At 55.9% G+C, this 24,278-nt stretch carries 22 protein-coding genes; 15 read left to right on the top strand and 7 right to left on the bottom strand.

Annotation, left to right across the window (positions count from 1 at the left end; all coding sequences use genetic code 11):
* Positions 1-39: 39 nt before the first annotated feature.
* A complete protein-coding gene (dnaE, locus tag HGAS_RS07215; protein ID WP_026066712.1) occupies positions 40-3,588 on the top strand; it encodes a DNA polymerase III subunit alpha in 3,549 nt (1,182 codons plus the stop codon).
* 74 nt (positions 3,589-3,662) lie between these two features.
* On the opposite strand, the gene HGAS_RS07210 is transcribed toward dnaE, so the two are convergent.
* On the bottom strand, positions 3,663-3,896 hold the full coding sequence (locus tag HGAS_RS07210; protein ID WP_009747979.1) for an RNA-binding S4 domain-containing protein: 234 nt from the start codon (positions 3,894-3,896) through the stop codon (positions 3,663-3,665).
* Positions 3,897-4,056: 160 nt separating this feature from the next.
* Between HGAS_RS07210 and HGAS_RS07205 the strand changes: the two genes are divergently transcribed.
* The 6 genes from HGAS_RS07205 (at position 4,057) to HGAS_RS07180 (ending at position 7,843) form a co-directional block, all read left to right on the top strand.
* Positions 4,057-4,665 carry a hypothetical protein gene (locus tag HGAS_RS07205; protein ID WP_051007870.1) on the top strand — a complete coding sequence of 203 codons (609 nt, stop codon included), beginning with the start codon at positions 4,057-4,059 and terminating at the stop codon, positions 4,663-4,665.
* Complete coding sequence (locus HGAS_RS07200; RefSeq protein WP_019127140.1) at positions 4,665-5,429, top strand: SseB family protein; 765 nt, start codon at positions 4,665-4,667, stop codon at positions 5,427-5,429. The genes HGAS_RS07205 and HGAS_RS07200 overlap by 1 nt, the downstream gene beginning before the upstream one ends.
* Before the next feature lie 241 nt (positions 5,430-5,670).
* Positions 5,671-6,345 carry a translation initiation factor IF-3 gene (gene infC, locus HGAS_RS07195; RefSeq protein ID WP_009747982.1) on the top strand — a complete coding sequence of 225 codons (675 nt, stop codon included), beginning with the start codon at positions 5,671-5,673 and terminating at the stop codon, positions 6,343-6,345.
* 43 nt (positions 6,346-6,388) lie between these two features.
* Entirely contained in the window at positions 6,389-6,583 is a 195-nt protein-coding gene (gene rpmI, locus HGAS_RS07190) for a 50S ribosomal protein L35 (RefSeq protein WP_009747983.1), read from the top strand.
* A gap of 29 nt (positions 6,584-6,612) precedes the next feature.
* Positions 6,613-6,993 (top strand): 50S ribosomal protein L20, encoded by a 381-nt coding sequence (rplT, locus tag HGAS_RS07185; protein ID WP_009747984.1) that lies wholly within the window; start codon positions 6,613-6,615, stop codon positions 6,991-6,993.
* Between the two features lie 7 nt (positions 6,994-7,000).
* Positions 7,001-7,843: a TrmH family RNA methyltransferase gene (locus HGAS_RS07180; RefSeq protein WP_019127138.1), complete on the top strand. Its 843-nt coding sequence runs from the start codon at positions 7,001-7,003 to the stop codon at positions 7,841-7,843.
* A 98-nt stretch (positions 7,844-7,941) separates the two neighbouring features.
* Here HGAS_RS07180 and HGAS_RS07175 read toward each other — a convergent pair whose 3' ends face one another.
* From HGAS_RS07175 to rpmB, 3 genes are all read right to left on the bottom strand, one after another.
* Positions 7,942-9,243, bottom strand: coding sequence for an MFS transporter (locus tag HGAS_RS07175; protein ID WP_019127137.1), 1,302 nt, complete (start codon positions 9,241-9,243; stop codon positions 7,942-7,944).
* Positions 9,244-9,262: 19 nt separating this feature from the next.
* The gene (gene gtfA / locus HGAS_RS07170; RefSeq protein WP_019127136.1) at positions 9,263-10,768 is read right to left on the bottom strand and encodes a sucrose phosphorylase; all 1,506 of its coding nucleotides are present in this window, start codon (positions 10,766-10,768) and stop codon (positions 9,263-9,265) included.
* A gap of 338 nt (positions 10,769-11,106) precedes the next feature.
* A complete protein-coding gene (gene rpmB / locus HGAS_RS07165; protein ID WP_019127135.1) occupies positions 11,107-11,298 on the bottom strand; it encodes a 50S ribosomal protein L28 in 192 nt (63 codons plus the stop codon).
* Between the two features lie 239 nt (positions 11,299-11,537).
* On the opposite strand from rpmB, the gene HGAS_RS07160 reads away from it, so the two are divergent.
* Genes HGAS_RS07160 through HGAS_RS07125 form a run of 8 tightly spaced genes read left to right on the top strand, consistent with a single transcriptional unit; the run spans position 11,538 to position 19,057 of the window.
* Positions 11,538-13,145 carry a hypothetical protein gene (locus tag HGAS_RS07160; RefSeq protein ID WP_019127134.1) on the top strand — a complete coding sequence of 536 codons (1,608 nt, stop codon included), beginning with the start codon at positions 11,538-11,540 and terminating at the stop codon, positions 13,143-13,145.
* Positions 13,142-15,298: an ATP-dependent DNA helicase RecG gene (locus HGAS_RS07155; RefSeq protein ID WP_019127133.1), complete on the top strand. Its 2,157-nt coding sequence runs from the start codon at positions 13,142-13,144 to the stop codon at positions 15,296-15,298. The genes HGAS_RS07160 and HGAS_RS07155 overlap by 4 nt, the downstream gene beginning before the upstream one ends.
* A gap of 14 nt (positions 15,299-15,312) precedes the next feature.
* On the top strand, positions 15,313-15,885 hold the full coding sequence (rsmD, locus tag HGAS_RS07150; RefSeq protein ID WP_019127132.1) for a 16S rRNA (guanine(966)-N(2))-methyltransferase RsmD: 573 nt from the start codon (positions 15,313-15,315) through the stop codon (positions 15,883-15,885).
* A complete protein-coding gene (gene coaD, locus HGAS_RS07145; RefSeq protein WP_019127131.1) occupies positions 15,882-16,391 on the top strand; it encodes a pantetheine-phosphate adenylyltransferase in 510 nt (169 codons plus the stop codon). Before rsmD ends, coaD begins: the two co-directional genes overlap by 4 nt.
* Positions 16,384-17,100: a hypothetical protein gene (locus HGAS_RS07140; protein ID WP_019127130.1), complete on the top strand. Its 717-nt coding sequence runs from the start codon at positions 16,384-16,386 to the stop codon at positions 17,098-17,100. The genes coaD and HGAS_RS07140 overlap by 8 nt, the downstream gene beginning before the upstream one ends.
* The gene (locus HGAS_RS07135) at positions 17,093-17,656 is read left to right on the top strand and encodes a YceD family protein (RefSeq protein ID WP_019127129.1); all 564 of its coding nucleotides are present in this window, start codon (positions 17,093-17,095) and stop codon (positions 17,654-17,656) included. Before HGAS_RS07140 ends, HGAS_RS07135 begins: the two co-directional genes overlap by 8 nt.
* The gene (rnc, locus tag HGAS_RS07130) at positions 17,656-18,408 is read left to right on the top strand and encodes a ribonuclease III (RefSeq protein ID WP_019127128.1); all 753 of its coding nucleotides are present in this window, start codon (positions 17,656-17,658) and stop codon (positions 18,406-18,408) included. The genes HGAS_RS07135 and rnc overlap by 1 nt, the downstream gene beginning before the upstream one ends.
* 34 nt (positions 18,409-18,442) lie before the next feature.
* A complete protein-coding gene (locus HGAS_RS07125; RefSeq protein ID WP_034234131.1) occupies positions 18,443-19,057 on the top strand; it encodes a response regulator in 615 nt (204 codons plus the stop codon).
* Between the two features lies 1 nt (position 19,058).
* Here HGAS_RS07125 and HGAS_RS07120 read toward each other — a convergent pair whose 3' ends face one another.
* The 3 genes from HGAS_RS07120 to cydD are packed head-to-tail and all read right to left on the bottom strand — an operon-like array spanning position 19,059 to position 24,195.
* Positions 19,059-20,699, bottom strand: coding sequence for a GAF domain-containing sensor histidine kinase (locus HGAS_RS07120; protein ID WP_019127126.1), 1,641 nt, complete (start codon positions 20,697-20,699; stop codon positions 19,059-19,061).
* Positions 20,696-22,489 carry a thiol reductant ABC exporter subunit CydC gene (gene cydC, locus HGAS_RS07115; RefSeq protein ID WP_019127125.1) on the bottom strand — a complete coding sequence of 598 codons (1,794 nt, stop codon included), beginning with the start codon at positions 22,487-22,489 and terminating at the stop codon, positions 20,696-20,698. Before cydC ends, HGAS_RS07120 begins: the two co-directional genes overlap by 4 nt.
* A complete protein-coding gene (gene cydD, locus HGAS_RS07110) occupies positions 22,486-24,195 on the bottom strand; it encodes a thiol reductant ABC exporter subunit CydD (RefSeq protein WP_019127124.1) in 1,710 nt (569 codons plus the stop codon). Before cydD ends, cydC begins: the two co-directional genes overlap by 4 nt.
* Between the last annotated feature and the right edge of the window lie 83 nt (positions 24,196-24,278).

Below are 24,278 nucleotides of genomic sequence, written 5' to 3'. Positions count from 1 at the left end.
CGCCCAGTGTGCTGGCTCAAGAAACACTAGACTGACACCATGGCACCAGCGGACTCTTTCGTGCATCTGCACAATCATTCGGAATACTCGATGCTCGATGGAGCAGCACGAATCAAGCCGATGGTTGCAGAAGCTGCAAGGCTGGGACAGCCCGCAATTGGCCTGACCGACCACGGCTATCTCTTCGGCGCTTACGAGTTTTACGACGCTGCGAAAAAGGCTGGTATCAAGCCCATCATTGGCTTGGAAGCCTATGTCACTCCGGGTACTTCACGTTTCGATCGTCAAAAGGTGACGTGGGGTGAGCCGTGGCAACGCAGCGACGACGTATCAGCCTCGGGTTCCTATAACCACCTGACTTTGCTTGCATACTCAACAGAGGGAATGCACAACCTTTTCCGCTTGGGAAGTTACGCCTCGGTCGACGGGCAATTCGGTAAGTGGCCTCGCGCCGATAAGGAACTGCTTGAACGCTTCCACAAGGGACTGATCGTTTTCACCGGTTGCCCTTCAGGTGCAGTTCAGACACGCATGCGTTTGGGCCAATGGGACGAGGCCGTGGCTGAGGCCGCAGAGCTGCGCGACATTTTTGGACCTGAGAATTTCTACGTCGAAGTGATGGATCACGGGATTGAGTTTGAACGCCGTACCCAAAAGCAGCTTCTTGAACTAGCCAAACTCATGGATGCTCCGCTGGTAGCGACCAACGATGCGCACTATGTGAAGAAAGAAGACCGCGGGATCCAAGACGCGCTCTTGTGTATTAACTCGGGGTCGCGGATTTCTGACCCTGATCGCTTCAAATTCGACGGCGATGGCTACTACATTCGTCCCTCCGAAGAAATGCGCTCGATATGGAAAGAACTTCCCCAGGCGTGTGACTCGACGCTTGAGATTGCCGAAAGATGCGAGGTCCACTTCCGTACCACCGCGGAAGGCGCCTCGTATATGCCTGACTTCCCGGTGCCCGAAGGAGAAGACAAGACCTCATGGTTCATCAAGGAAGTTGAAAAGGGACTTCAGGAGCGATTCCCAAAGGGAATTCCGGATGCTGTGCGTAAGCAAGCTGAATACGAGGAAGACGTCATCATCAAGATGGGTTTCCCCGGTTACTTCCTGACGGTTGCGGACTACATCAACTGGGCGAAGAGCCAAGGAATCCGCGTGGGGCCGGGCCGTGGTTCCGGTGCAGGATCCATGGTCGCCTACGCGATGAAGATTACGGAGCTTAACCCCCTCAACCACGGGCTCATCTTCGAACGCTTCTTGAACCCCGAACGTATTTCGATGCCCGACTTCGACGTTGACTTTGACGAACGTCGTCGCGATGAAGTCATCGAGTACGTCAAGCAAAAGTACGGCGAAGACCGTATTTCTCAAGTCGTTACCTACGGTCGAATCAAGACGAAACAGGCTTTGAAGGACTCCGCGCGTATTTTGGGGCGCGACTTCAAAGTGGGGGAGCAGCTGACGAAAGCGCTACCTCCATCGGTTATGGGCAAGGATATCTCGGTTGCGGGTATCTTCGACGAGAAGGATAAACGCTACGCCGAAGCTGCAGAGTTCCGTAAGTACTATGAAGAGAACCCCGATGTCCACGAGGTTGTTCAGTACGCACTGGGGCTTGAAGGCCTGACCCGCCAATGGGGTGTCCACGCATGTGCGGTCATCATGTCATCGCATACGCTGACGGACATTATCCCCATCATGAAACGCCCTCAAGACGGGGCGATCATCACCCAATTCGACTACCCGACCTGTGAAGGTCTGGGACTCCTGAAGATGGACTTCTTGGGACTGCGTAACCTGACGGTTATTTCTGATGCTCTTGAAAACATCAAACTCAATGGCAAGCAAGATCCCGATCTAGACCATGTGCCGCTAGATGATCCGGCAACATATGAGTTGCTGGGCCGCGGCGATACCTTGGGCGTTTTCCAGCTTGATGGTGGCGGTATGCGTGACCTTCTCAAGCTGATGAAACCGGATAACTTCGAAGATATCTCCGCTGTGGGTGCGCTCTATCGCCCCGGTCCTATGGGTGCAAATTCGCACACAAACTATGCTCTGCGTAAGAATGGGCGCCAGGAGATCACTCCGATCCACCCCGAACTCGCAGAGCCTTTGAAGGACATTCTGGGCACGACCTACGGTCTGATTGTCTATCAAGAGCAGGTTATGCAGATTGCCCAGAAACTTGCGGGCTACTCTCTTGGCCAAGCAGATATCTTGCGTAAGGCCATGGGTAAGAAGAAGAAGGAAGTTCTGGATCAACAGTTCAAGGGCTTCCGGCAGGGCATGCTTGATAACGGCTATTCCGAAGAATCCATCAAGGCTCTGTGGGATGTGGTTGTTCCCTTCTCGGCCTACGCATTCAATAAGGCTCACTCTGCAGCCTACGGTTTGGTGTCGTATTGGACTGCCTACCTTAAAGCAAACTATCCCACCGAGTACATGGCCGCTCTTTTGACCTCGACGAAGGACAATAAGGACAGGCGTGCGCTCTATCTGGCGGAGTGCCGCCACATGGGAATTACCGTCCTTCCTCCGGATGTCAATGCCTCGATGGGCACCTTTGCCCCTGATGGCAAGGACATTCGCTTTGGTTTGAACGCTATTCAGAATGTTGGTGCGAACGTTGTCGACGCGATCGTCGAGACGCGTCAGGAGAAAGGCAAGTTCACCACCTTCCAAGACTTCTTGGACAAGGTTCCACAGGTAGTTTGCAATAAGCGAACGATTCAGTCGCTTGTGCGTGCAGGCGCTTTTGATTCGCTGGGTTACACGCGGCGCGCTCTTCTGTCGCGCTGTGACGAGGCTGTGGATGCGGTGATCGACGTCAAGCGTAACGAGGCGATCGGGCAGTTTGACCTCTTTGGTGGAATGGGCATGGGGGAGGACTCGGGTTCTTCTCTTGCAATTGAAATCCCGGATCTTCCTGAGTTTGACCGTCGTCAAAAGCTCGCTGAAGAACGCGAGATGCTGGGCCTCTACGTTTCGGACCACCCTCTGCGTGGACTTGAAGGTGCCTTGGACCGCCATCAAGACGTTGAAATCGCGCAGATTGTCGGCGGCGATGAGAGCATGGTCGACCGCACTGTCAAAATTGCGGGCTTGGTTTCATCGGTTCAGACCAAGGTCACCAAACAGGGTAACCCGTGGGCAATTGCGACGATCGAAGACCTGAGCGGTTCGGTCGAAGTGCTCTTCTTCCCGCGCGCCTATGAGACAGTGCAAACCTTCCTAGCTCCTGACCTTGTCGTTCAGATTGAGGGTCGTGTCAACACTCGCGATGAACAAGTGTCAATCTATGGCCAGTCGATGAACATCCTCGAGCTGCGCGAAGACGGAAATGTTCCCCTTGACTTGGAACTAGCTGCCTCGCGCTGCACTCCTGAGCTTTTGCGTGAATTGAAGGAAGTGCTGGAAACCTTCCCGGGCTCCTCACCCGTACGTCTGCACCTGCGTGAACCTGGACGGGTGACAATTGTCGAATTGGATTCGTCCCTGCGCGTCACCCAATCGGGTCCATTCTTTAGCCACGTGAAGGCGGTTGTCGGCGCTGACGGGGTGCTGACCTCACACTGAGGCCTGCGCTCGGGCAGGCCTCGTGGCCTCGGGAAAGCAAGCGAGGCGCGAGCTGAGGGCGTTGGCCTCGGCTGCTAGTCGATGACGCGAACTTTAGCGGCGAAGACTCCCTGTGGCGTGCGAAGCTCGACGAGCTCGCCATCTTCTAGGGCGTGCCCGCGGCGGGTTTCAACTTCACCGTTGACACTAACGTCACCGCTTTGAATCAAGTCGCGTGCTTCTGCACCGTCCTCAACCAGACCAGCGCGCTTGAGGAATTGGCCTAGTCGGATTGAGCCGCGGACCTCGATAGTAGGGATGGAAGGCATGTGCGCTCCTGTGCTTGAGGGCGTGTTTTTCGCTTTGTATTATCACACGCCTCTATGTCGCGATACGATAAACGCTGTTACCCAACACGAAGTGGAGGCCCTTGTGTCTGAAGACAAGAATCGGGATCTGGATGCGCAGTTTCGTGATCTAGTCGCAGACATGGAGTCCGATCTCGAGGGGGACCTGCCACAAGACGCGGGAGAGAATGCCTCGTCGACACGAGATGCGCTGGATACTCCCGTTGATGAGTCGCTTCACCTTGAGGGTGGCAAGCTTTCCGTTGCCCTAGTACTTGCCCCCATCCCTTCCGCTGAGGCCCTCCACTCGCTGCTTGCTCTTTCCGGTATTCACGAGGCCGTGGTGCGTTTGAAGCCGTGGACGGGGGTGTGGCTGCGTGTGCAGACCCAGACAACTCAAGAAGAAGAACTCAATGTACTTTTGACGGGGCGTCGTCCGATGCCACCGGAAGTCGATCGGATTGCATCGGTAATTTCACGCTTGTCGAAGTATGGTGCCGTTGCGATTATGTCCTGGCTGGTCGAGGGTGATGGCGTGGAGCCCGGCGTATCAGGCCAGATCACTGCACAGCGCTACGTCAATGGAAGTAGCGAGGACGATATTCCGGCTGGGCTGCTGCTGGGGGCAATGCCTCAGGCGACCGAGGATCTATTGCTTGGCCGAACTCTTCCCTCCGACTATCCCGATTCCATTCAAGCGGATGGAAAGGGAGGCCGCCGCGGTCCCTTCTCGTGGTTTAGGAAGCGTTGATGGCCGAGGCGATTGGCGAAGAACAGAAGAACCGTTTGGCGCAGCGTCTTTCGATGGCTACGCAAAACCGAGATGATCATGGGCAGGCTCTGAGTAAAACTCAGCATGCGCTTGAGTGCCCTAAAGATAGTGCACAACAACTCGAAGAACTGGTCCATGCTCTCGAGGATGAGCGTGTGATTGTCCCGATCCGTGTCGAAGAGGATCCTCGAGTAACTGGAGTCCATGCGGGGGAGTTGGGGCATGATCCGGCTGGCTTTCTCGTGATTGAAACCTCTGCGGGGCCAGCGATCGCTGCGTTTAGCTCTTCTGCATCACTTTCGGATTTTGATTCGAGTTCGCGTCCTATGGGACTTCCCTTCAAGCGAGTTGCACTGGTCGCTTTGGTTGAAAGCGCAGGGCGTGTTGTCTTTGACCCCCAAGGTGCCGATATCGTGATTCCCAGAAGTGCGACCGCTGCTCTGGCTCAGGGCGATCATTGGCTTCCTGCTTGGAAAGATCGGGACTTAAAGAACCTGCTACTTGAGCAGGCAAGCCGGGAATTCTCGCCAATAAGTGATCTCCACGTGGAATATGCCGGTCAGGAAATCTGTCGTATCATTCTTGAAATTGATGCCTCGAAGGTACGTAGGAATGATGGCGATCTGACGCGATCTGAGCTGCGAGAAAAAGTCCAGGGTGTCATTGAGGGGCTCAGTGCGCTTCCTAGGCTGCGCGCTGTTACCGATCAGATTCAATGGTTTCCTCGGTGGGTGGGGATGTGAGTCATTCCATCGCATTGCCCTCAATCGGATATCGCCCTTGAGGAATGAATTTGCTAAGATATTAGCGACCAATCGGGGATTTCGCCCCGATCGTGCAAGCGGAGTTTCTCCCACCTTGATTCCCGCCCGAGTTTTCGGGTTGCCCACGTAGAGCCAGGGGATCGGGTTAAACGGTAGCATCCGGACGGATGTTGTTGCCGGGATAAGCCTTCGTGCGCACAGTGGCACGAAGGCCTTTTTCGTGTCACGGATACGACTGTGGAAGGAGCCACTCATTAGCGAGCCTCGCATCAATGAGCGGATTCGAGTTCCCGAGGTACGTCTCGTGGGACCCGGAGGAGAACAGGTTGGTGTTGTCCGCGTGGAAGACGCGCTGCGTCTTGCCGAAGAAGCGGGCCTCGACCTGGTTGAGGTTGCACCCGACGCTAAGCCGCCGGTTGCAAAACTCATGGACTACGGAAAATACAAGTACGAAGCGGCCCAGAAGGCTCGCGATGCTCGCCGTAATCAGGCGAACACGCAGCTCAAGGAGATTCGCTTCCGCCTGAAGATTGATGACCACGACTTCTCGGTGAAGAAGGGACACGTTGAGCGTTTCCTTTCCGCCGGTGACAAGGTCAAGGTCATGATTATGTTCCGCGGTCGTGAACAGTCACGACCTGAAGCGGGCGTCCGACTCCTGCAGCGTCTCGCTGAGGAAGTTGGAGAACTCGCCACTGTCGAATCGATGCCTCGCCAAGACGGCCGCAACATGACCATGGTTCTTGCGCCTACGAAGCGCAAGTCCGATGCGGTCAATGAGCAGCGCAAGCGTCGCGAAGCCGAACGTGAAGAACGTCGCGGTAAGCGTGCAGAACGCGCCAGTAAGGACCAAGCTCGTGTGGCCTCGCAAGAGGCAGATGCACAGAAGAAGTGAAGGTTGGGGTTAAACCCCGTCCGGAAGAAGAAGGATCAAAATAATGCCGAAGAATAAGACGCATTCCGGTTCCAAGAAGCGTTTCCGCCTCACCGGAAAGGGCAAGATCATGCGCGAGCAGGCTGGTGCACGCCACCTCCTCGAGCACAAGTCCTCCCGCAAGACCCGTCGTCTGGCCTCGGACCAGGTTCTGGCCACCGCCGACGTCAAGCGCGTCCGTACCCTGCTGGGCAAGTGACCGGCACCTTCGACAAGGAGATTTAGAAAATGGCACGTGTTAAGCGTTCTGTTAACGCCAAGAAGAAGCGTCGCACCGTACTCGAGCAGGCATCCGGCTACCGTGGCCAGCGTTCGCGCATGTACCGCAAGGCCAAGGAACAGGTCACGCACTCATTCGTGTACTCCTACCGTGACCGCAAGGCGAAGAAGGGCGATTTCCGTCGCCTGTGGATCCAGCGCATCAACGCTGCTTCCCGCGCACAGGGCATGACCTACAACCGTTTCATCCAGGGCCTGAACCTGGCCGGTGTTGAGGTCGACCGCCGCATGCTCGCCGAGCTGGCCGTCAACGATATCGCCACCTTCAACGCTCTTGTTGAGGTTGCGAAGAAGGCTCTGCCCGCCGACGTGAATGCGCCCAAGGCCTGAGCATTCAGTGAGCAGCTTTTCCGAACGCCCGTCCATCCTCGATAATCCTCGCGCTGATCGCGTGAAGAAAGTCGCGGCATTGGCCGGGCGTTCGGCGCGCTCAAAGCAAGGAAAGATCCTTGTTGAGGGACCCCAGGCAGTTCGTGAACTGATCCGGCATCGTTCTTCCTTCGTTGAGGACGTGTATTACTCTGCATCTGCAGCGCGCCTACACAGCGAGCTTATTTCCGAGGCAAAGCAGGCCTGCCGCTGGGTTCATGAAGTCAGTGACGAGGTCTCTGAAGCGTTGAGCCGCGATAGCCAGGGAATTTGCGCAGTTGCACGCACAGAGGCAATTGAGTCCGTCCTTCCCGAAATTCAAAGTGGGGATACTCTGGTTGTCATTGCTCAGGGGAGAGACCCGGGTAATGTTGGCACCATCATACGTACCGCGGATGCGATGGGGGCTCGGGCAATTGTCAGCGTCAAGGGAAGTGTTGATTCTTCCAGTCCAAAGGTCATTCGCTCCTCTGCTGGCTCGGTTTTCCATCTTCCCATCGTCCCCGCTGCGTCTTTTGGCGAGGCCTGCCAGACTTTGCGCGGCATGAATGCTGTAATCCTCGGGACTTCCGGTGCGCAAGGTGCCTACAGCCTGACCTCATTAATGTCGTATGCCGCCTGGGAAAGACGCGGCTGGCTTGCTCAAACCCACGCATGGGTCTTCGGAAACGAGGCACAGGGAATGAGCGATGATGAAATGGCCGCATGCGATGCTCTGGTGATGATTCCGATGAGCGGCCAGGCAGAGTCCCTCAACGTTGCAAGCGCCGCTGCGATGTGCCTCTTTGCGTCGCAGAGCGCGCGCGTGTAGGGGAGTAGGGGTTCTTCAGCAGCTGCTGCCTCGATAAAAAGCCCGGCGCATCGGTTGCTCAATAGGCAACTGACGCACCGGGCATTTGTGTTTATGGCTTACTTGACCTTCTTGATTCGCATGATGAGCCATGCCGCAATCAGGACGATAACGATCGCAACAATGAAGACGATCGTGTAGGCCGAGGTTGGCGTTGTCGTTGTATTGGTGGCCTTCTTGACGATCACGACGATTGCAGAGGTCATCAAAGAACCAACGACCATCGATAGCGTGTTCGCCAGATTCAAAATTCCCAGGTCCTTTCCGGCCTCGTCGGGGTTGGGAAGGACCGAGACATTGAGCGCCTGATCGATCGCGTTGTACACGCCGTATCCAAGGCCGGCGATTCCCGCAAAAAGGTACATACCTAGCGCAGAATGGAAGATTAGCGGCATTGCGGAACCGATGGCGAAGAGGACGCTTGCAAGCGCCACGGGGAGCTTACGACGGCCGATGTAGTCGGTAATCGGACCCGCGCCTAAAGCCGCGACCAGTGACACTGCCAGAGTAATCACTGCCATCGAGGCGATGAGCTCCGCCGCAAGTGTGGTTGCATTGGAATTACCTGCGAAGATGTAGTCCTTAGCGATGTAGAGCAGGTAGGTGTTGATCATCCAGTAGCCGCCCATCATCAGGGTGCGGCCAATAAGTGCGTAGTAGAAATCAGGAGCGTTCTTAGGTGGACGGAAAGATTCTAGGATGCGCTTTGCTGAGAAGCTCTCATCAGATTCGCCCCGATTATCGCCTTCTCGTGGCCAGATGATCACGGTGACAATGCCGATCGCAGCAAAGACAGCAGCGCCCAGAAGCCAGCCGTGGGTCAGGCCATTGTCTTGCTTGAGAAGGCGAGCTCCAACCAAGTTACCGATGGTTTGGCCCGCCGCGATTCCGGCTCCATAGAAGCCCGAAATCGTTCCGCGGACTTCGTCGGGAATACGGTCGGACATCGTTGCCACGAAGGGCGCAAGCATGACGTTGTATCCCAGCTGGGCCGTGCACCACAGCAGGAGGATCATCGGGAAGGAGTTCTGGTTCAGCGCAAGCAGTGCCATCGCGCCACCGGCAATGAGACCACCGATGATGATCCAGGGAGTGCGCTTGCCGAAGCGAGAACGCGTCAGATCAGAGAAAGTCCCGAAAACAACGTTTGCGAACAGAGCAACTACCGAACCCACCGCGTTGATTGTGCCCAGCATCGATTCTTTGCCAGCAGCATTAATGTTTTCAAGCACTGCCGGCAAAATCACGGAGGTCAAGGCGACCCAGGGGATCGCGCAGGCAACAGCGCTGAGCGTGAAACCGACACCGAGACGGATGAGGTTGATCCGCTTCTCTCTTGGTTGTCTGGAAACCTTGTTCATCTTGGCTCCTTATGGCTTGTCAGATGTGGGCAACCGGCGGATGGGCAAGCAGATCGTCAGTGTGGTGTTGGCCTTCACTGTCGGTCCACGTTAGGGAAGCAATAGACCCGGTCTCGGAGGGGGTAGCGGGATTGAAAGTCAACTGTGCGCTGGAATCCTTTGCTTCCCAAGTCAGCGTGAGCACTTCGCCATCTCGCTGGTAGGAGAAGTCACCGTCAAAGGCCGGAAGAGTATTGCGGAATGCGCACAGCGCATTGAGGGCCTGAACAACGGGACGTTGAAGATTTTCTTCGACCTCTTGTGCGGTGTAGTAGTGACGGTTAATGTCGCGGCCAACATTGGTGCGCTTGAGCAGTTCCATGTCGTTTGCACCAGCGAGAGCGCCCACGTAGTAGACCTGAGGGATCCCGGGTAGGAAGAACTGAACTGCTCGCGTGGCGAGGTAGTGTTGATCGTTGCATCCCAGGGCGGAGTAGTACGTGGAGTTGACTTGGTAGAGATCCAGGTTCGAGGCCGCCGCACCGGTAGCTTCGCGCGATTCCCCGTGGGTGTTTGAGTGGATTGTTTCGACGAGGCGGTCGACGTCGGGATCTGCAACCAAGCCCTTGAGAGACCGGTCCAGTTGGTCCGAACCGATGTCGATGACGCCGATTCCATCGTGGGTATCCAGTACGGTTACCGCATTATTGGGACGCACGTTGATCCAGTGCTCAAGAGCATCGACGCTGCCCGAGAAGATTGAGTGGAGCAAGAGCGGAGGAAGGGCGAAGTCATAGACGCGGTCGACCTTGCTGGCAATGTCGATTTGCTTCTTGTAGTAGGAGTGAACCTCAATCAGAGTTTCCAGGCCCCTCTTTGCGCCCTCTTCCTTGATGCGTTCGATCAGTCTGAAGGTCTTAGGAATCATGAAGCAGGAGGTGCGTGCTTCCTTAGCTCCATATCCGACTGCATCAAGGCGGATCGAGGAAACATGGCTTGCCCCCAGCTGGTCAAGGATTGACATGAGGTAATCCCAGCCCTGCTTCGAATCGGTATCGATATCGACCTGCTGCGGCGTGAAGGTCGTCCAGACCAGACGGGTCTTATTGCCCCAGGTGTAGTGGGTGAGCGGAAGGCCCGGGCGAGGACGGTAGATGCCAGCGAGCTCTTCTTCAGTGACACCTTCGGGGAAAACGCTCGACAAGGTCAGGAACATTGGCGCGAAAGGACTATTTTCGCCGTTTTTCATGACGTCTTGGAACTGCTCGGATTCCCATGAGACGTGGTTAACGATGGTGTCGACCATGATTTCGTGGGTCTTTGAGAGCTCGGCTACGTCATCCCAAGAACCAAGACGCGGATCAACCTTTGTGTGGTCAACTGGGTCAAAACCTGCATCTGCACCATCGAAGGGCGTGAAGAAGGGAAGAATATGAACGCCTTCGTACACACCCGAAAAATGCCGACGCAGTGTTTCCGTCAGCGAGGAAATCGTGTCGCCACCGAAACGGTCGGCGTAGGTGATGAGCTGAACCTTATTTTGCATGGTTTCCCCTATTCTGGTGGTGTGCGATCAGTGCACATTCCCCCTCAAAATGGTGTTCCCAAACACATAACATCTGTGAACACTTTTAGAATAGCGGTTAGTTAACTAAATGCTTCGTGGAGTCCACGATCTGTAGCAAGCAAATAAATGCGTATTCGCTGGAAAATTTCTGGGAAGAGTGTTCCTTTGTCTCTCAAACCCTATTTAAGCTGCGTTTTCAGGAAAATGAGTTGCTGAGGTTGCTTCTATGAGGGGTGGGACCAAGGGCGGAGCGTTCGTGGGATAGGTAAAAGAAAAGGCCGAACTCGCAAAGCGAGCTCGGCCGATCTCAGTCTGGATCAGGCAGCGCGAACGACTCGATCAGACTTCAGGCACTTGGTGCACACGTTCAGGCGCTTGGGCGTCCCATCGACCAGGGCGCGAACGCGCTGAATGTTCGGATTCCACCGGCGGTTGGTACGAACGTGCGAGTGCGACACGCTCTTGCCGAAGCCGGGTCCCTTACCGCACACGTCACAAACGGCAGCCACGATGTTCTCCTCGGTTTTTCTTACACGATTAGTTGTCTTGATCATGACGATCAAGAGGCCATTGGTGACAGCTCACCGCAGGCAACTATGACACCTTAACTGATTTCGCCCCGAATAACCAAGTCCACAGAGGGAAATATGCGTGTCATGTGGCACACATGTGCCCGAAGGCGCAACAATGTTGAAGGTATCCCATTTCGCAGCACTATCAGGTTGAGACATCGTTATAAGGACAAGTTGTGGCACTAGATTCTGGAGTTTTGGCGCGTAGCTTCCAGATCGCGGCTGATGAAATGACAAAGCTCGCCCCTTTCATCGATGACCTCGACGGAGTCGGCGGGGGAGACTGCGATACCGGAACAAATGCGCGTGTCACCTTCCAAACCCTTGCTCACGGATGCGAACAGCTTTCCGACAGCGATCCACTCTCCGTTGGCCTCGACTGTGCAATCCAATCGGGAATCCGCGGAGCTCTGGGACACTGCGGTGTGCTTCTCGTATCGATCCTTTCTTCTTGGCATTCAGCGCTTGATGATGCCTCCATCACTCCGGTTGTTCTTCGTCGCATGCTCTTGGCGACCCCTTCCGCTCTGAAAGCTGCGCATGCTCAGGGAAGCGCCACAGATGCCATGCTGCGTGAGGCATGTTCAGAACTCGAAGGACTTGGCGATACGCTCCCCGAGGTTCCCCAAGAACTCTCGGCGTTCTGCGCTGCAGCACAATTCGGCCTCGTCGAGGCCGCTGGATCTTCCAGTACCGCCATCGACGCCGGTGCTGCGGTCGTTGCGCTCATGTTCAGTGCCCTCGATGCTGCCTGTCGCGATGATCTGGGGATGCTCGAATCTCTTGCCGCAATGCTCGCGGAATTGGCGGGTCATGGAAGCAACCGGGTCCGTCCACATGCGCCGACACCTGATCGGGCATTCACGGTCGATGTCATTCTTCAAGGAACCTTGGATGACGTCGATGCTCAGCGTCGCCAGCTAGATGCACTAGGAGCGCGTTATTCCTGGGCCGGGCATGCCGATCTTTTTGGATTGGGCGAGTGGCGCTTCCATATCGATACCGCCGCACCTTTATCTGTCCATCCCAAACGCGGTCGGACACTTCGCTTCCACGTTGCTGATGCGCGTCCCGATGAAACAATTGGAATCGATACCCTTGCTGATGGCGTGACGCACCGAGGCATCAGGCTCTTGGAACGCCAGCCCATTCGCAGAGTGGAACGCGCTGCAGTCGTTGTCTGCACTCGGGTTGCGGGAATGGTTGAAGATCTTGCCCTCAGTGGTGCCCAAGTTTTCCTCGATCCTCAGCTTGAAGATCTCGAGGCGCTTGTTCTTCCTGCGCGCTGTGCGTCGACTCGGGTGGAACTCATCGTTCCCAGCGATAGGGAGTGCCTAGCGCTTGCTCAAAGGATTAGTGCCTCTTATGTGCGAATGGGGGAGGAAGAACTCGATATTTCTATTGCTTCCTCTACAAATGAGTTGGAAGCATTGGCGATCAGTCGGACCTGTGCACCACTCTTTGTACCTCAACCCGGAGGACGCGCCGTCGCGTCTAAGCTCCGTGCGCTTATCGACGAAAATGCCCACAGTGCGCTTCTTGCTCAGCACACGACGGAGATTGACACAGAGTGGCAGGTTGAGGACGTTTCTCGCGCCCTTCAAGATCTCGCATCCTACGCGCCCATGCGCTGGGTATTACTTGCTGGAAATGAAGATGCGGCAACTTTGATTGCGGTTCTGCGTCAGCTTCTCGATAGTCTTACCCCTGAATCAACCAGCGTGGATCTTGAAGTGATCGATGCCTCTCCTCAAACCCGTTCTCTTCTGCAGGCGCTCGCGTGAATCCACTTGATACTCCTCTGAGCCTTCGCCTTCCTGCCAAGCTCGCAAAGAAGCTCGAAAAAGCGGGCATCGTGACCGTTGGCGACCTGCTCTACGAGGCACCTCGGCGCTACTACCATTGGGGTGCGCTCACGCCAATGCACGTCCTGCGTCCCGGAGAAGACGTCACTATTTTGGCCGAAGTAGTCAGTGCTCGGCTGATCCCTAACCGCTCGCGTGCAGGGGTGAGATTCGAAGTTCGTCTGACCGATGGTTCCTCGGAAATGACTGCGACTTTCTTTGCCAGTAGTCCCTATAAGCTCAGCGTGCACGAACGCCTTCTTCAACCGGGAGAGAGTTTTCTTTTTGCTGGAAAAGTCGGGGAGTACCGGGGGAATTTGCAATTGGTGCACCCCGAATTTGAGGGCGTTGATGATGAACAGGCAACCCCCGATATCGAAAAACGCTCGAACCGTCCCATTCCCATTTACTCCACGCGAGGTGGTGTCACTTCGTGGGTGATTGCGCGTGCAATTGCCGTTGTACTGGATTCTTTGGACTTGGATGCGCTCCCAGACCCTGTTCCTATGCAAGTCCGATCGCGTTTCGACATTGAAGCGCTGGGAAATGCCCTGCGCCTTCTTCACCAGGGCAGTACGGATCAGGACGTCGCACGCGCCAAACGCAGCATGCGTTGGAGAGAAGCTTTTGTTTTGCAAGCTTTCTTGGCAAAACGTCGACTGGGAAATGATGCTTTGCGTGCGCAAAGCAGCCCGGAAAACCCTCCGGAACTTCAAGCTTTCCTTGGCGGGCTTCCCTTTACTTTGACGCCCTCGCAGCGCAGCGCCATCAGCGCCATCGGGGCTGATATCGCCTCGTCGCATCCCATGCAACGCCTCCTTGAAGGGGATGTGGGATCGGGAAAAACTGTGGTCGCGTGTGCCGCCTTGATTCAGGTGATTGCCGCTGGTCATCAAGGTGCTCTACTTGCTCCTACCGAAGTCTTGGCACGGCAACACGCGGACTCGATTCGAGCACTGCTTAAACCCCTTGAATCCGCAGGTTTCCCCCTGGATCTGCGCCTCCTCACTTCCTCGACACCAGCCCCAGCCAGACGCGAAATCGAGCGTCTATTGGCCTCGGGAATGCCGATCATTGTGGTCGGGACGCATGCCTTGCTCTACGCGCGCAATCTCTTTGCTGACCTTGCCTTGGCGGTGATCGACGAGCAGCATCGTTTTGGCGTCCAGCAGCGAGATGCTCTACGTGAAAGCCGAAATGATGGCCTGCTTGTCCATCAGCTGGTGATGACCGCTACTCCAATCCCTCGAAGCGTCGCGATGACGATTTTCGGAGATCTGGATGTCACGGTGATGAAAGGCTTGCCCTCGGGTCGAAAGCCGGTGACAACTTTCGTTGTCGATGCGGGAAATGCCGTGTGGATGGAACGCATGTGGCAACGGGCGCGCGAAGAAATTGACGGTGGCGGGCGCGTTTATGTCGTCTGTCCGCGGATCGATGAGGATGATCATCCCGATGAGCTTCTTGAAGAAAGCACTGCACCCCTTGCGTCAGTGACAGCAACTATGGAGATGCTCGCGGGGGTTCCTTCGCTATCGGGAGTGAAAGCGGTGAGCGTTACCGGTAAAGATAATAGCGAAGAAAAAAGCGCCGCGATGGAGGCTTTCTCCAGCGGGCAGGCGCCAATTCTTGTTGCGACAACGGTGATTGAAGTTGGCGTCGATGTCCCCGAGGCGACCATGATGATTATCTTGGATGCGCAGCAATTTGGGTTGTCGCAGCTCCATCAGCTGCGCGGCCGCGTGGGACGTTCCTCGAAACAAAGCATCTGCATGGCTGTTCATCCTTCGGTCATCAGCGATACTTCTGCGCAACGCTTGGAAGCCTTCGCGTCATCAACCGATGGTTTTGTCCTTGCCGAGGCCGATCTTGCCTTGCGTCGAGAAGGTGACGTTTTGGGGTCGGCTCAGTCAGGAAAAGCTTCGAGACTACGCTTCCTGAGCGTTGTCCGTGATGGCGCGATCATTGAAGAAGCCCGAGAAAGCGCAGGCGAACTCATCGCAGCAGATCCTTCTTTGGCCTCGTATCCCGAATTAGCGACAAGTCTCAATGACGCTTCCAGCGAAGAGCTTGTGTGGATGGAACGCAGCTAACGTAGTCTTTAAGCATGACACGAATTATTGCCGGCACTTTGAAAGGTCGGACCCTACATGTCCCGCCTTCAGGGACACGCCCAACCTCTGAGCGCGTACGTGAGGCAATGTTTTCGCGCCTTGAACACATGAACGTTATCGAAGGAGCTCGCGTTCTTGACCTGTATGCGGGAAGTGGAGCTCTGGGTTTTGAGGCGCTTTCACGCGCTGCAGATCAACTAACCCTGGTTGATTCTGCTCAGGGTGCGCTGCGAACTCTGAAAAAGAATGCGGCCTTGGTTGCTCCGGGCAGCATCGTTATTGGCGCGGATGCGCTCGCGGCAGTTTCTGGACGGCTGAGCGGCCAATATGACCTAGTTTTTATTGATCCGCCCTATGAGTGTGAGAGCACAACTATCACCGAGATCCTGACAGCACTGTGTGCGCATTTAAGCCCAGATGCCTCGGTTGTCGTTGAGCGATCGACTCGCTCGAGGGATATCGAGCTACCTGAAGGACTCATCTGCGAGGATCAGCGCGATTGGGGGGAGACTCGCGTCCTTTTTCTTGCACCCCCACTTCCACAAACCGCTAAGGAGAGCGAATGAAAGCCGTCATTCCGGGAAGCTTTGATCCACTCACCATCGGACATCTGGACTTTATTACTCGAGCGTCACGTCTTGTTGACCACCTGATCGTTGCAGTTGGAGTGAACTCAGCCAAGGCCTCGGCCAGCGATATCCGATGTCGTGTGGAGAGCGCCCGCGCGGGGCTGGCTCACCTGCCGAAGGTAGAAGTCCTCCCAATGCACACGCTTTTGGTTGATTTTTGTCGCACACATGATGCGGATCTGGTGATCAAAGGAGTGCGTGGAAACGGTGACTTGGAGTCGGAGATGGCTCAGGCCGTGACAAATCGAGAGATCGGGGGAGTGGAAACACTGTGGATCCCCACCGATCCAGCACTGGGACACGTGTCTTCATCTCTTGTTCGCGAACTTTTTGCGTGGGGAATGGACGTCTCTCGGTATGTTCCGGCCCCAGTTTTGGCCATATGGGGAGAAAATAGAGAAGCAGTGTACGCGCAGAACCCAATTGGAGGAGACAATGGCTGAAAACCATGATGAGCACGCGGAATCCTCGCAGCAGTGGGAGGATCAGACCGTGTACGGTCCCTCGACTGTGATTGCGGCTTTGGACCGAATTGAAGACCTCCTTGAGGCTGCGCGCGCAGTTCCGCTGTCTGCTTCGGTAATGGTGAACCGAGCGGAGGTCCTTGACCTCCTCGATCAGGCTCGTGAAGCTCTGCCCGATGACCTCAAGGCCGCAGACGCTGTTGTTGCCGACGCGGACGCAGTGCTTGTACGCGCTGACTCGGCCGCAGAGACGACCATTGCCGAGGCTAACGCCCGCGCCCGTTCCACCATCGACGAGGCCCGTGAAAAGGCTGATCAGTTGGTTGCCGAGGCCGAGGAGCATGCCCAGAAGACCCGTGAAAAGGCCGAAGAAGACGCGAAGCGTGTGCGTGAACAGGCCGAGGCGGATGCGGAGAACACCCTTGCCGACGCCAATGCGCAGGCAGAGCGCCTTGTATCCGGAGAAAACATCAAGCAGATGGCTGAAGAGCGTGCGCGTGAGATTGTTGCGCAGGCGCGTGCAGCTGAGAAGCAGATGCGTACCGGTGCCGATGAATACGCTGCCTCGTCGCTTGCAGAACTATCTGCACTTCTTCAAGAACTTCAACGCCGTACCGATGCTGGTCGGCGTGCCATTGCCGAACGCAATGGCCGCGATATTACGAATGTGACTTTAGAACATGAGTGAACCTTTAGAGATTTCTCTTCGTGATCTTTCGCGCTCGCCTGGTTCGACGCGCGACTATCACCTAACTTGGCAGGTCCCTGATGATCTGGGAACCTCGGTTATGCGAGTGGCTCCGGGAACTGAGTTACCTATCGACGTGACTATTACTTCGGTTGATGATGGAGTTCTGGTTCGTGCGCATACCGATGTTGATATCGAGGGAGAATGCGTGCGTTGTCTTGATGAACTCACGCGTCACCATTCGGTCGATGTCGATGAACTTTTCTTCGAGCCGAAGGCTGCGCAGCGTTTGCGTAGTGAAGAAGATGAGGAAGCAGAAGATTTCCCGACCATCTCGGCGCGCGACACTGTCGATATTGAAGGAATTGTGCGTGACGGCATCGTGACGCTGATGGAAGACCGGCCTCTGTGTAAGCCGGATTGTCAGGGGCTTTGCCCAGGATGCGGCGAAAAATGGGAAGATCTTCCCGATGATCATGAGCATGTGGTGATTGATCCGCGTCTTGCGGGGCTTTCGGGTCTTCTTGATCAGCTCACCGCGCGGGATGAGAACTGATGGCTCGTCGTTCAAAGCTTCCTGTACCCCCGCGCCCCAATACTGATACCTTGCTTGAAGCATGGGGAACTCCCGTGCGCCAGGATCTATTGGAACTGGCACTAATCCACCGTTCGTATGCAAATGAAGCCGGCGGAATTGCCCATAATGAACGCCTTGAGTTCCTGGGTGACTCTGTCCTTTCGATTGTCGTGGCCGACGAGCTGTATCACCGCCATGGCGACGTCCCCGAATCTGAATTGTCGCGGATGCGGGCAGCAACTGTTTCTCAAGAACCCTTAGCGCAGGCAGCTCGGCACATTGAGCTGGGGGAGTACATCTACTTAGGGCGTGGGGAAAGTACGCACGGTGGTCGAGACAAAGACTCCATCTTGTCTGATACTTTCGAAGCCCTGGTTGGCGCAACCTATCTGAGCGTAGGTATTGAAGGCGCGCGTGCAACTATTTTGCGGCATCTGGGCTTCTTGTTGGTACACGCAGTCGAACGTGCTGCCGAACAGGACTGGAAGACAACACTGACCGAGTTTGCCTTCAACCACGACCTAGGGGCGGTGACCTACGAGGTAGAGGGCGAAGGCCCAGACCACCAGAGGGTCTTTACCGCTCACGCCTTTGTTGCCTCAAGGGACACCGAAGTTGGCCAAGGCGTTGGTACTTCAAAGAAACACGCTGAAAATGCGGCAGCAGCAGATGCAGTTGCCCGCCTCAGCGGTGAGAAGCGCGTCGATGAACAAGGAGAAAAACGTGACTGAAAACGATACCCCTTTGCAGACCCCGATCCGAGTCATGATCGTTGATGATCATGAGATTGTTCGTCGCGGAATTGCAGAGATTGTCGATCGCGCAGATGATCTTGAAGTGGTTGCAGAGGCCGGGACAGTTCAAGATGCTCTGCGCCGTGCCCAATTGGTCAGTCCCGATGTGATTTTGGTTGACCTCCAGCTTCCCGACGGAACGGGCATCGACATCATGGAATCTCTGGGGCAGACAAACCCCGAGATCCGCCCGATTGTTCTGACTTCTTTTGATGATGACGAGGCCTTGGCAGAGTCCCTCGCAAAGGGCGCACGTGCCTACGTGCTCAAGACCGTTCGCGGTGCAGAAATTACCGATGTCATTAAGGCAGTTGCACAGGGACGCATCCTTCTTGATGAGCGAACTCTAACCCGCAGGCGTGCAGATCATGATGATCCGACCGCAGACCTGACTCCTTCAGAGCGTAAGGTCTTGGAGCTGATCGGTGATGGCCTGTCGAACCGTGAAATTGGCGCAAAACTGGGCGTTGCAGAAAAGACCGTGAAAAACCACATCACGTCCTTACTGTCGAAGATGGGGCTTCAACGACGCACTCAGGTTGCTGCATGGGTAGCCGGACAGCGCGCTGCCGCTTGGCGTAACTGAGCTAGGCCAGGGGAACGCTCCAGGTAATCTTTGTTCCTTTTCCTTCAAGGCCGGTACCAACGGTGAAGGTTCCGCCGTTGAGGCGTGCACGTTCTGCCATGTTTGCAAGGCCTGAATTGCGTGTATGTGCGGGGTCAATCCCGACTCCGTCATCGGAAACGGAAACCGTGAGCCTACCTGTTTTCCCGCTTCCCTGAAGTTCAACATTGACCGCACCCGCGGTCGCGTGTGCGTGACGGGCAATATTGGACAGTCCCTCTCGGACGATTGCAACCGCATCATCGCTTCGTGAATCATCAACGCGAGAATTAAGTAGTTCAACGCGGTGATCTTCGCATTCTTTCTGTTCGTTGACCGATTGGCCGTCGACAGAAATGAGGAGCGAGGGCGCAAATCCTAAAAATGATCGCGAGAGGGAGGACTCTCGACGGATACGCTCGACCAAGCCAACGTCAGAATCGGGTTCGCGCAGATTATGGACGATTGCGCGGATCTGACGCACGGCCTCGTCAATGGAGGCTAGGGACAGGTCAAGAGCGTGGATGACCTCATCGACGCCGACCTGTTTTTCGCTGATCTTTTGCTTGGTCGAATCCAATTGCATGCCCGCCGCAAAGAGCTGCTGGATCGCAAAATCATGCAGATCGCGGCCAATTCGATCTCGTTCGTCAAGGAGGGAAGCAACGTCTTCAGCATGGCGGGCCGAGGCGAGCTCCAGTGCAAGCGCAGCTTGAGCGGCCAGTGATTCCGCTAAAGCCAGCTCGGAGTAGTCAAATTCTGGTTTTCCTGGAAGACGGAGCAGGATGAGGACACCGGCGGGCTTTCCTCTTCCTCGAAGAGGCGCATAGAGTGCTGGACCGAATTCGGAAAATTCGGGGATACGCATGGTCTGGGCGCGCGCGAGGGAATCAACGATCATGCCGGTCCCTTCGTTGAGTACCGACATCGCACGGCCTTCGTGGGGGAAGACAACTCCTAGCAAACGATCAGCGTGATGACCATCGGTGATTTCCGCAGCCCAGGTATCTTTCACTGAGGGCAAGACGATAATCGCGGTATCCGCCTGCGAGACATCACGAACGGTTTGAGCGATCAGGGTCAAGCCTTCTTCCTCGTCTGCTCCTTCGAGCATCGAGGTGGTCAGCTGCTGCGATGCTCGAATCCAACGCGCGCGCCTTCGAGCATCTGCATAGAGGTGGGCGTTTTCAACGGCAATACCGGCGGCTGCCGCCAAAGTCTGCACAATGCGAAGTGCGCTGAGTCCGAAGCCTCCCAGGCGATTAACCAGGTATAGGCGCGCATAGATTTGCCCCTTGAAAGTGACAGAAACTCCCAGGAAGTTCTCAATTCCTTCGGCATTGTTGAGAGAGGCGGGGTCGTTGAGAATCGCATATCCCTCATCGGTAATGCGTTGTACCAACTCGTCGGGAAGATTTGAAGCCTCACCGGCTGGAGCATCGCCGTATTCCACGAACATCGTCGTATCGCCCCAGGTATCAAGAACCGATAGTCCTGCATAGCGTGCACCGGTTAATGCACATGCACGCTCGACGAAATTCTCAAGGACTCGTTGAAGATCTAGGCTTGAGGTGACATCAAGAGCAGCTTCAAGAAGTCGTGAATCGGTCCTTTCGGGGCTCATTCTTCCTCCTGCTTGAGTGCCCAACGGAAAGCTTCGCTCCTTGCGATGAGCTCATCACGTGTTCCTCGTTCAACGATGCGTGCAGGACGCAGGCGAGGAGCATCGTGAGGATACCCCATCAGGATAATCTCATCTGCTATGTCAAGAGCGCTCAAACGGTGCGTGACGAGCACCAAGCCCTTGTCAACTGCGTGTGCCCGTATGGTTCGCATCAGCGCATCTGCGCTGTGAGGATCCAGGTGTTCGCTCGCTTCATCCAAGAGCATGACGGGCGCGTGTGATGCAAGCGCTCGGGCGGCAAGAAGGCGGCGACGCTCACCACCGGATACTCCCGTTGCCCCAGCCCCAATTACGGTATCGACTCCCTGAGGAAGAGAAGCACACCAGTCCTTCAGGCCAACGGTGTTCAGAAATTCCTGAGCCTCTTCCTTCGAAAGGTCAGCGCGTGCGACGCGAAGATTTTCGTAGATGCTGGTTGCGAAGATATGGGCATCTTCAGCGGTTACCTGAATGACGCTCGCACTTTCCTCGTGGGGGATTTCCCTAAGAGGAACGCCGTTGAGAGTGAGATGCCCACCGCGTGCGGGGATCAAGCCAGCCAGAGTATTCAGGAGTGTTGTTTTACCAATTCCTGAAGGGCCAACGATCGCGACGCAGCGACCGGGGACTACATCAAGATTAAGGTCTTCGACCAAGAGCGGGCCATCGGGCCACCCGATCGCTAGGTCACTCGCTTGAAGATGGGGGTGGCATGTCGCATCTTCGGGAAGCGGAGTCTGCGCGATCTTCGAGGCCGTGGTGGTCGGTGCCTCCGAGCCGATAAGTTCGCGGATCCGCAGTGCTGCCTGTGCACTACGGACGAGTTGTGCCATCGCGGAGTTCATCTGAGCCGAGGCCTCGAAAGAGGATAGGGGAGTGAGAGTAATGACTGCGAGAGCGACCGCGCTGAGGATCTGAGCCTGAACGGATGGAACTCCAACGAGGAGCGCCCCGACAACCGCCAGTCCCATAGATGCACGATCGATGAATTGAGCCCAAGCAGAGGCGCGGGCGGCCCCTCGCCGAGATGACTCAATGTCGTCCTCGCTGCGTTCGAATTCGCCGCGCGCACGGTCAATGAGCCCGTTAATCGCCAGCTCATCGTAGCCATCGATCAAGGTGACCAGCGAGCTGCTCAGGGCGGCACGTGCCTGGATTCCTGCGACTTGAGCTGCGCGTTGCGCTCGAGCGGTGATAACGGGGGCAACGATCCCAGAAAGGATTAAGCAAATTGCCAAAATGACTGCGGCGCCGGGAGAAAGAAGTGCCAGAGCGCCGACGGTCGCGCACCCTACAATCGCTGCGACACCTGCGGGAAGGACAGACTTCACAATAAAATCGCCGACCTCGTCGACATCAGATCCCATACGTGCCAGCAGGTCACCGCGGCGAAGTGAGATGACTCTGCCGAGATCGGAAGAGGCTAGGGCGTCGTAAAGGCTCAGTCGTAGATGGTCCATGCCCTCGAGTGCAACGCGGTGGGAAATCAGGCGTTGAACATAACGCAACAGGGCACGCGAGACGCCAAAAAGACGTACTGATGTTGCAGCAACAGAAAGCACTAAGACGGGAGGCATCTGTGACGCTCGCGCGATGAGCCAAGCAGATGTTGCACCCAGAGCGATCGATGAACCAATTCCTAGGCTTGCCAGAAGGAGTGCGCCGATAAAACGCCACTTATCAACTCGGAGTAGTGACAACGCCCATCGCAAGGAGGATGCTTCCTCAGAAGTGAGAATTCGCATTTTCATTGCTCTCCTCCAACTTCTGCCAATTCGGCCTGATCCTTAACCCGTGAATGAACCTTGATCACTTGGTCTGCTGCATCGATAAGAGCCTGGCGATGCGCAATCGCGATGACCGTTCGACCTTTCTTGCGCAGAGCCTCCATTGCCTTCAAAACGATCTCTTCACTCACAGCGTCCAAGTGGGCCGTCGGTTCATCCAAGATGACAATGGGAGTGCGTGCTAGCAAAGCACGGGTTAGGGCAAAACGTTGTCGTTGGCCAACGGAAAGACCGGCCCCATCTTGGCCAATTTGCGTATCCCAACGCTTGGGAAGCGTGTCCAGAACTTCGCTGAATCCGCAAAGTGCTGCGGCAGCCTCGAGTTCTTCATCTGTTGCAGGTGGAAGCTGCTCGCGTAGGCTTCCGGGAAGCAAAGAAGGGTGCTGTGGTACCCAGGTTATGGCTTCCCACAGTTTTTCTTTGGGAACGTTTTGAAGGGGAATCTCTTCTCCTTCGCGGGTGCAGACCATGAGATGTCCACGCTGAATCGGAAGCAGCCGCATCAGTGCGTAAATTGTGCTGGTCTTTCCTGAGCCTGAGGGGCCCGCAAGGACGCTCAGCGTTCCTGGCAGGATATCCGCGTTCAACCCTGCAGGCGCCCAAGTGCCGCGTGCCTCAATCGAGAGATTGCGCAATGAGAAGGCTGCTAAAGCCCAGTCGATATCGTGATCATCCTGAACTAAGTCTTCCTCTTCGGAGTCTTCACCCAGTGAAGGAATGGGGGTTTCTAAAATCTCGAAGGCTCGTTCGGCCGCGGCGACACCATTCGCGGAGGCATGAAACTGAGCTCCGACCTGACGTAGAGGCTCGAAAACTTCCGGCGCGAGCATGATGACCGCTAGGCCGGTAAATAAAGAAACATGCCCAAAAACCATTCGGAAGCCGACCTCGACGGCCACCAGGGCAACGCAGAGCGTGGAGAGAAACTCCAACACCGCACCAGAGAGGAAAGCAATGCGCAGCGTCGACATTGTCGCGCGCGTATTAGAGCGCGAGAGAGATTCTAAATGCGCTCGAGGAGCGCTTTCGCGTCCCAAAGCGCGAAGGGTCGGTAGCCCTGCAATCAAATCCAGCATTTGTGCACCCAAGCTCTGCATCGTTTCCAGTTTTTCTGCGGAAGCGCTCTGGGTGAAACGCCCAATTAAGGCCATAAAAATTGGGATTAGGGGAACAACGATTGCGGCAATGAAGGCTGACCAGAAATCGAGGAAAAGGATTGTCGCCAGGGCCAGGGGAGTCACAGTTGCTGTGAGGACCAACTGGGGAAGGTAGTCGACGAAGTATGGGGAGAGGTCTGTCAGGCCTCGGGAAAGGAGGGTCGAGGCCTCAGGACCGTGAGTGGCGCGCCAGCGTGGCCCCAGGTTTGAGATGTGTGTCAGGACGCGTCCACGCAACTCGCGGATTGTCCGGTCTGCTGCTCGGTGTCCCAAGGCCTCGCGAACTCCGATGACTGCTGCGCGCACGATAACGATAGCGACCAAGAGAAGAAGCGGCGTGCGTACCTGAGCAAGTGATGCACCGGATGTGACAGCGGGGGAGAGGGCAGCAGAAAGAGCAAGGGTCTGTGCAATCACCAAGACTGCCGTCACAATCCCCAAGAGTGAAATGAGGATGATATGACGACGCGCGCTCGAAGCGTACTTGAGAAGACGGGGGTCCAGTGGGCGCATTCTTCTATTTTCTGTCCTTGGAGAAGGTCCTGCTCGGTGAAAAAACTGGTGGCCCCGGTTTCCCGAGGCCACCAGTGCTGCGG

This window comes from Actinomyces sp. ph3 (assembly GCF_000308055.1).
In the GTDB taxonomy this organism is placed as follows: Bacteria; Actinomycetota; Actinomycetes; order Actinomycetales; family Actinomycetaceae; genus Pauljensenia.
This window is presented reverse-complemented; position numbering and strand designations above follow the sequence as displayed.

What these genes read in the sequence shown, in the direction of transcription:
- dnaE (WP_026066712.1), top strand. Translation starts at nt 40, where the DNA reads ATGGCACCAGCGGACTCTTTCGTGCATCTGCACAATCATTCGGAATAC.
- coaD (WP_019127131.1), top strand. Translation starts at nt 15,882, where the DNA reads ATGAAAGCCGTCATTCCGGGAAGCTTTGATCCACTCACCATCGGACAT.
- HGAS_RS07200 (WP_019127140.1), top strand. Translation starts at nt 4,665, where the DNA reads ATGGCCGAGGCGATTGGCGAAGAACAGAAGAACCGTTTGGCGCAGCGT.
- rnc (WP_019127128.1), top strand. Translation starts at nt 17,656, where the DNA reads ATGGCTCGTCGTTCAAAGCTTCCTGTACCCCCGCGCCCCAATACTGAT.
- gtfA (WP_019127136.1), bottom strand. Translation starts at nt 10,768, where the DNA reads ATGCAAAATAAGGTTCAGCTCATCACCTACGCCGACCGTTTCGGTGGC.
- HGAS_RS07205 (WP_051007870.1), top strand. Translation starts at nt 4,057, where the DNA reads ATGGAGTCCGATCTCGAGGGGGACCTGCCACAAGACGCGGGAGAGAAT.
- HGAS_RS07175 (WP_019127137.1), bottom strand. Translation starts at nt 9,243, where the DNA reads ATGAACAAGGTTTCCAGACAACCAAGAGAGAAGCGGATCAACCTCATC.
- rplT (WP_009747984.1), top strand. Translation starts at nt 6,613, where the DNA reads ATGGCACGTGTTAAGCGTTCTGTTAACGCCAAGAAGAAGCGTCGCACC.
- HGAS_RS07210 (WP_009747979.1), bottom strand. Translation starts at nt 3,896, where the DNA reads ATGCCTTCCATCCCTACTATCGAGGTCCGCGGCTCAATCCGACTAGGC.
- HGAS_RS07135 (WP_019127129.1), top strand. Translation starts at nt 17,093, where the DNA reads ATGAGTGAACCTTTAGAGATTTCTCTTCGTGATCTTTCGCGCTCGCCT.
- cydC (WP_019127125.1), bottom strand. Translation starts at nt 22,489, where the DNA reads ATGAAAATGCGAATTCTCACTTCTGAGGAAGCATCCTCCTTGCGATGG.
- HGAS_RS07140 (WP_019127130.1), top strand. Translation starts at nt 16,384, where the DNA reads ATGGCTGAAAACCATGATGAGCACGCGGAATCCTCGCAGCAGTGGGAG.
- rsmD (WP_019127132.1), top strand. Translation starts at nt 15,313, where the DNA reads ATGACACGAATTATTGCCGGCACTTTGAAAGGTCGGACCCTACATGTC.
- HGAS_RS07120 (WP_019127126.1), bottom strand. Translation starts at nt 20,699, where the DNA reads ATGAGCCCCGAAAGGACCGATTCACGACTTCTTGAAGCTGCTCTTGAT.
- rpmI (WP_009747983.1), top strand. Translation starts at nt 6,389, where the DNA reads ATGCCGAAGAATAAGACGCATTCCGGTTCCAAGAAGCGTTTCCGCCTC.
- HGAS_RS07125 (WP_034234131.1), top strand. Translation starts at nt 18,443, where the DNA reads ATGATCGTTGATGATCATGAGATTGTTCGTCGCGGAATTGCAGAGATT.
- cydD (WP_019127124.1), bottom strand. Translation starts at nt 24,195, where the DNA reads ATGCGCCCACTGGACCCCCGTCTTCTCAAGTACGCTTCGAGCGCGCGT.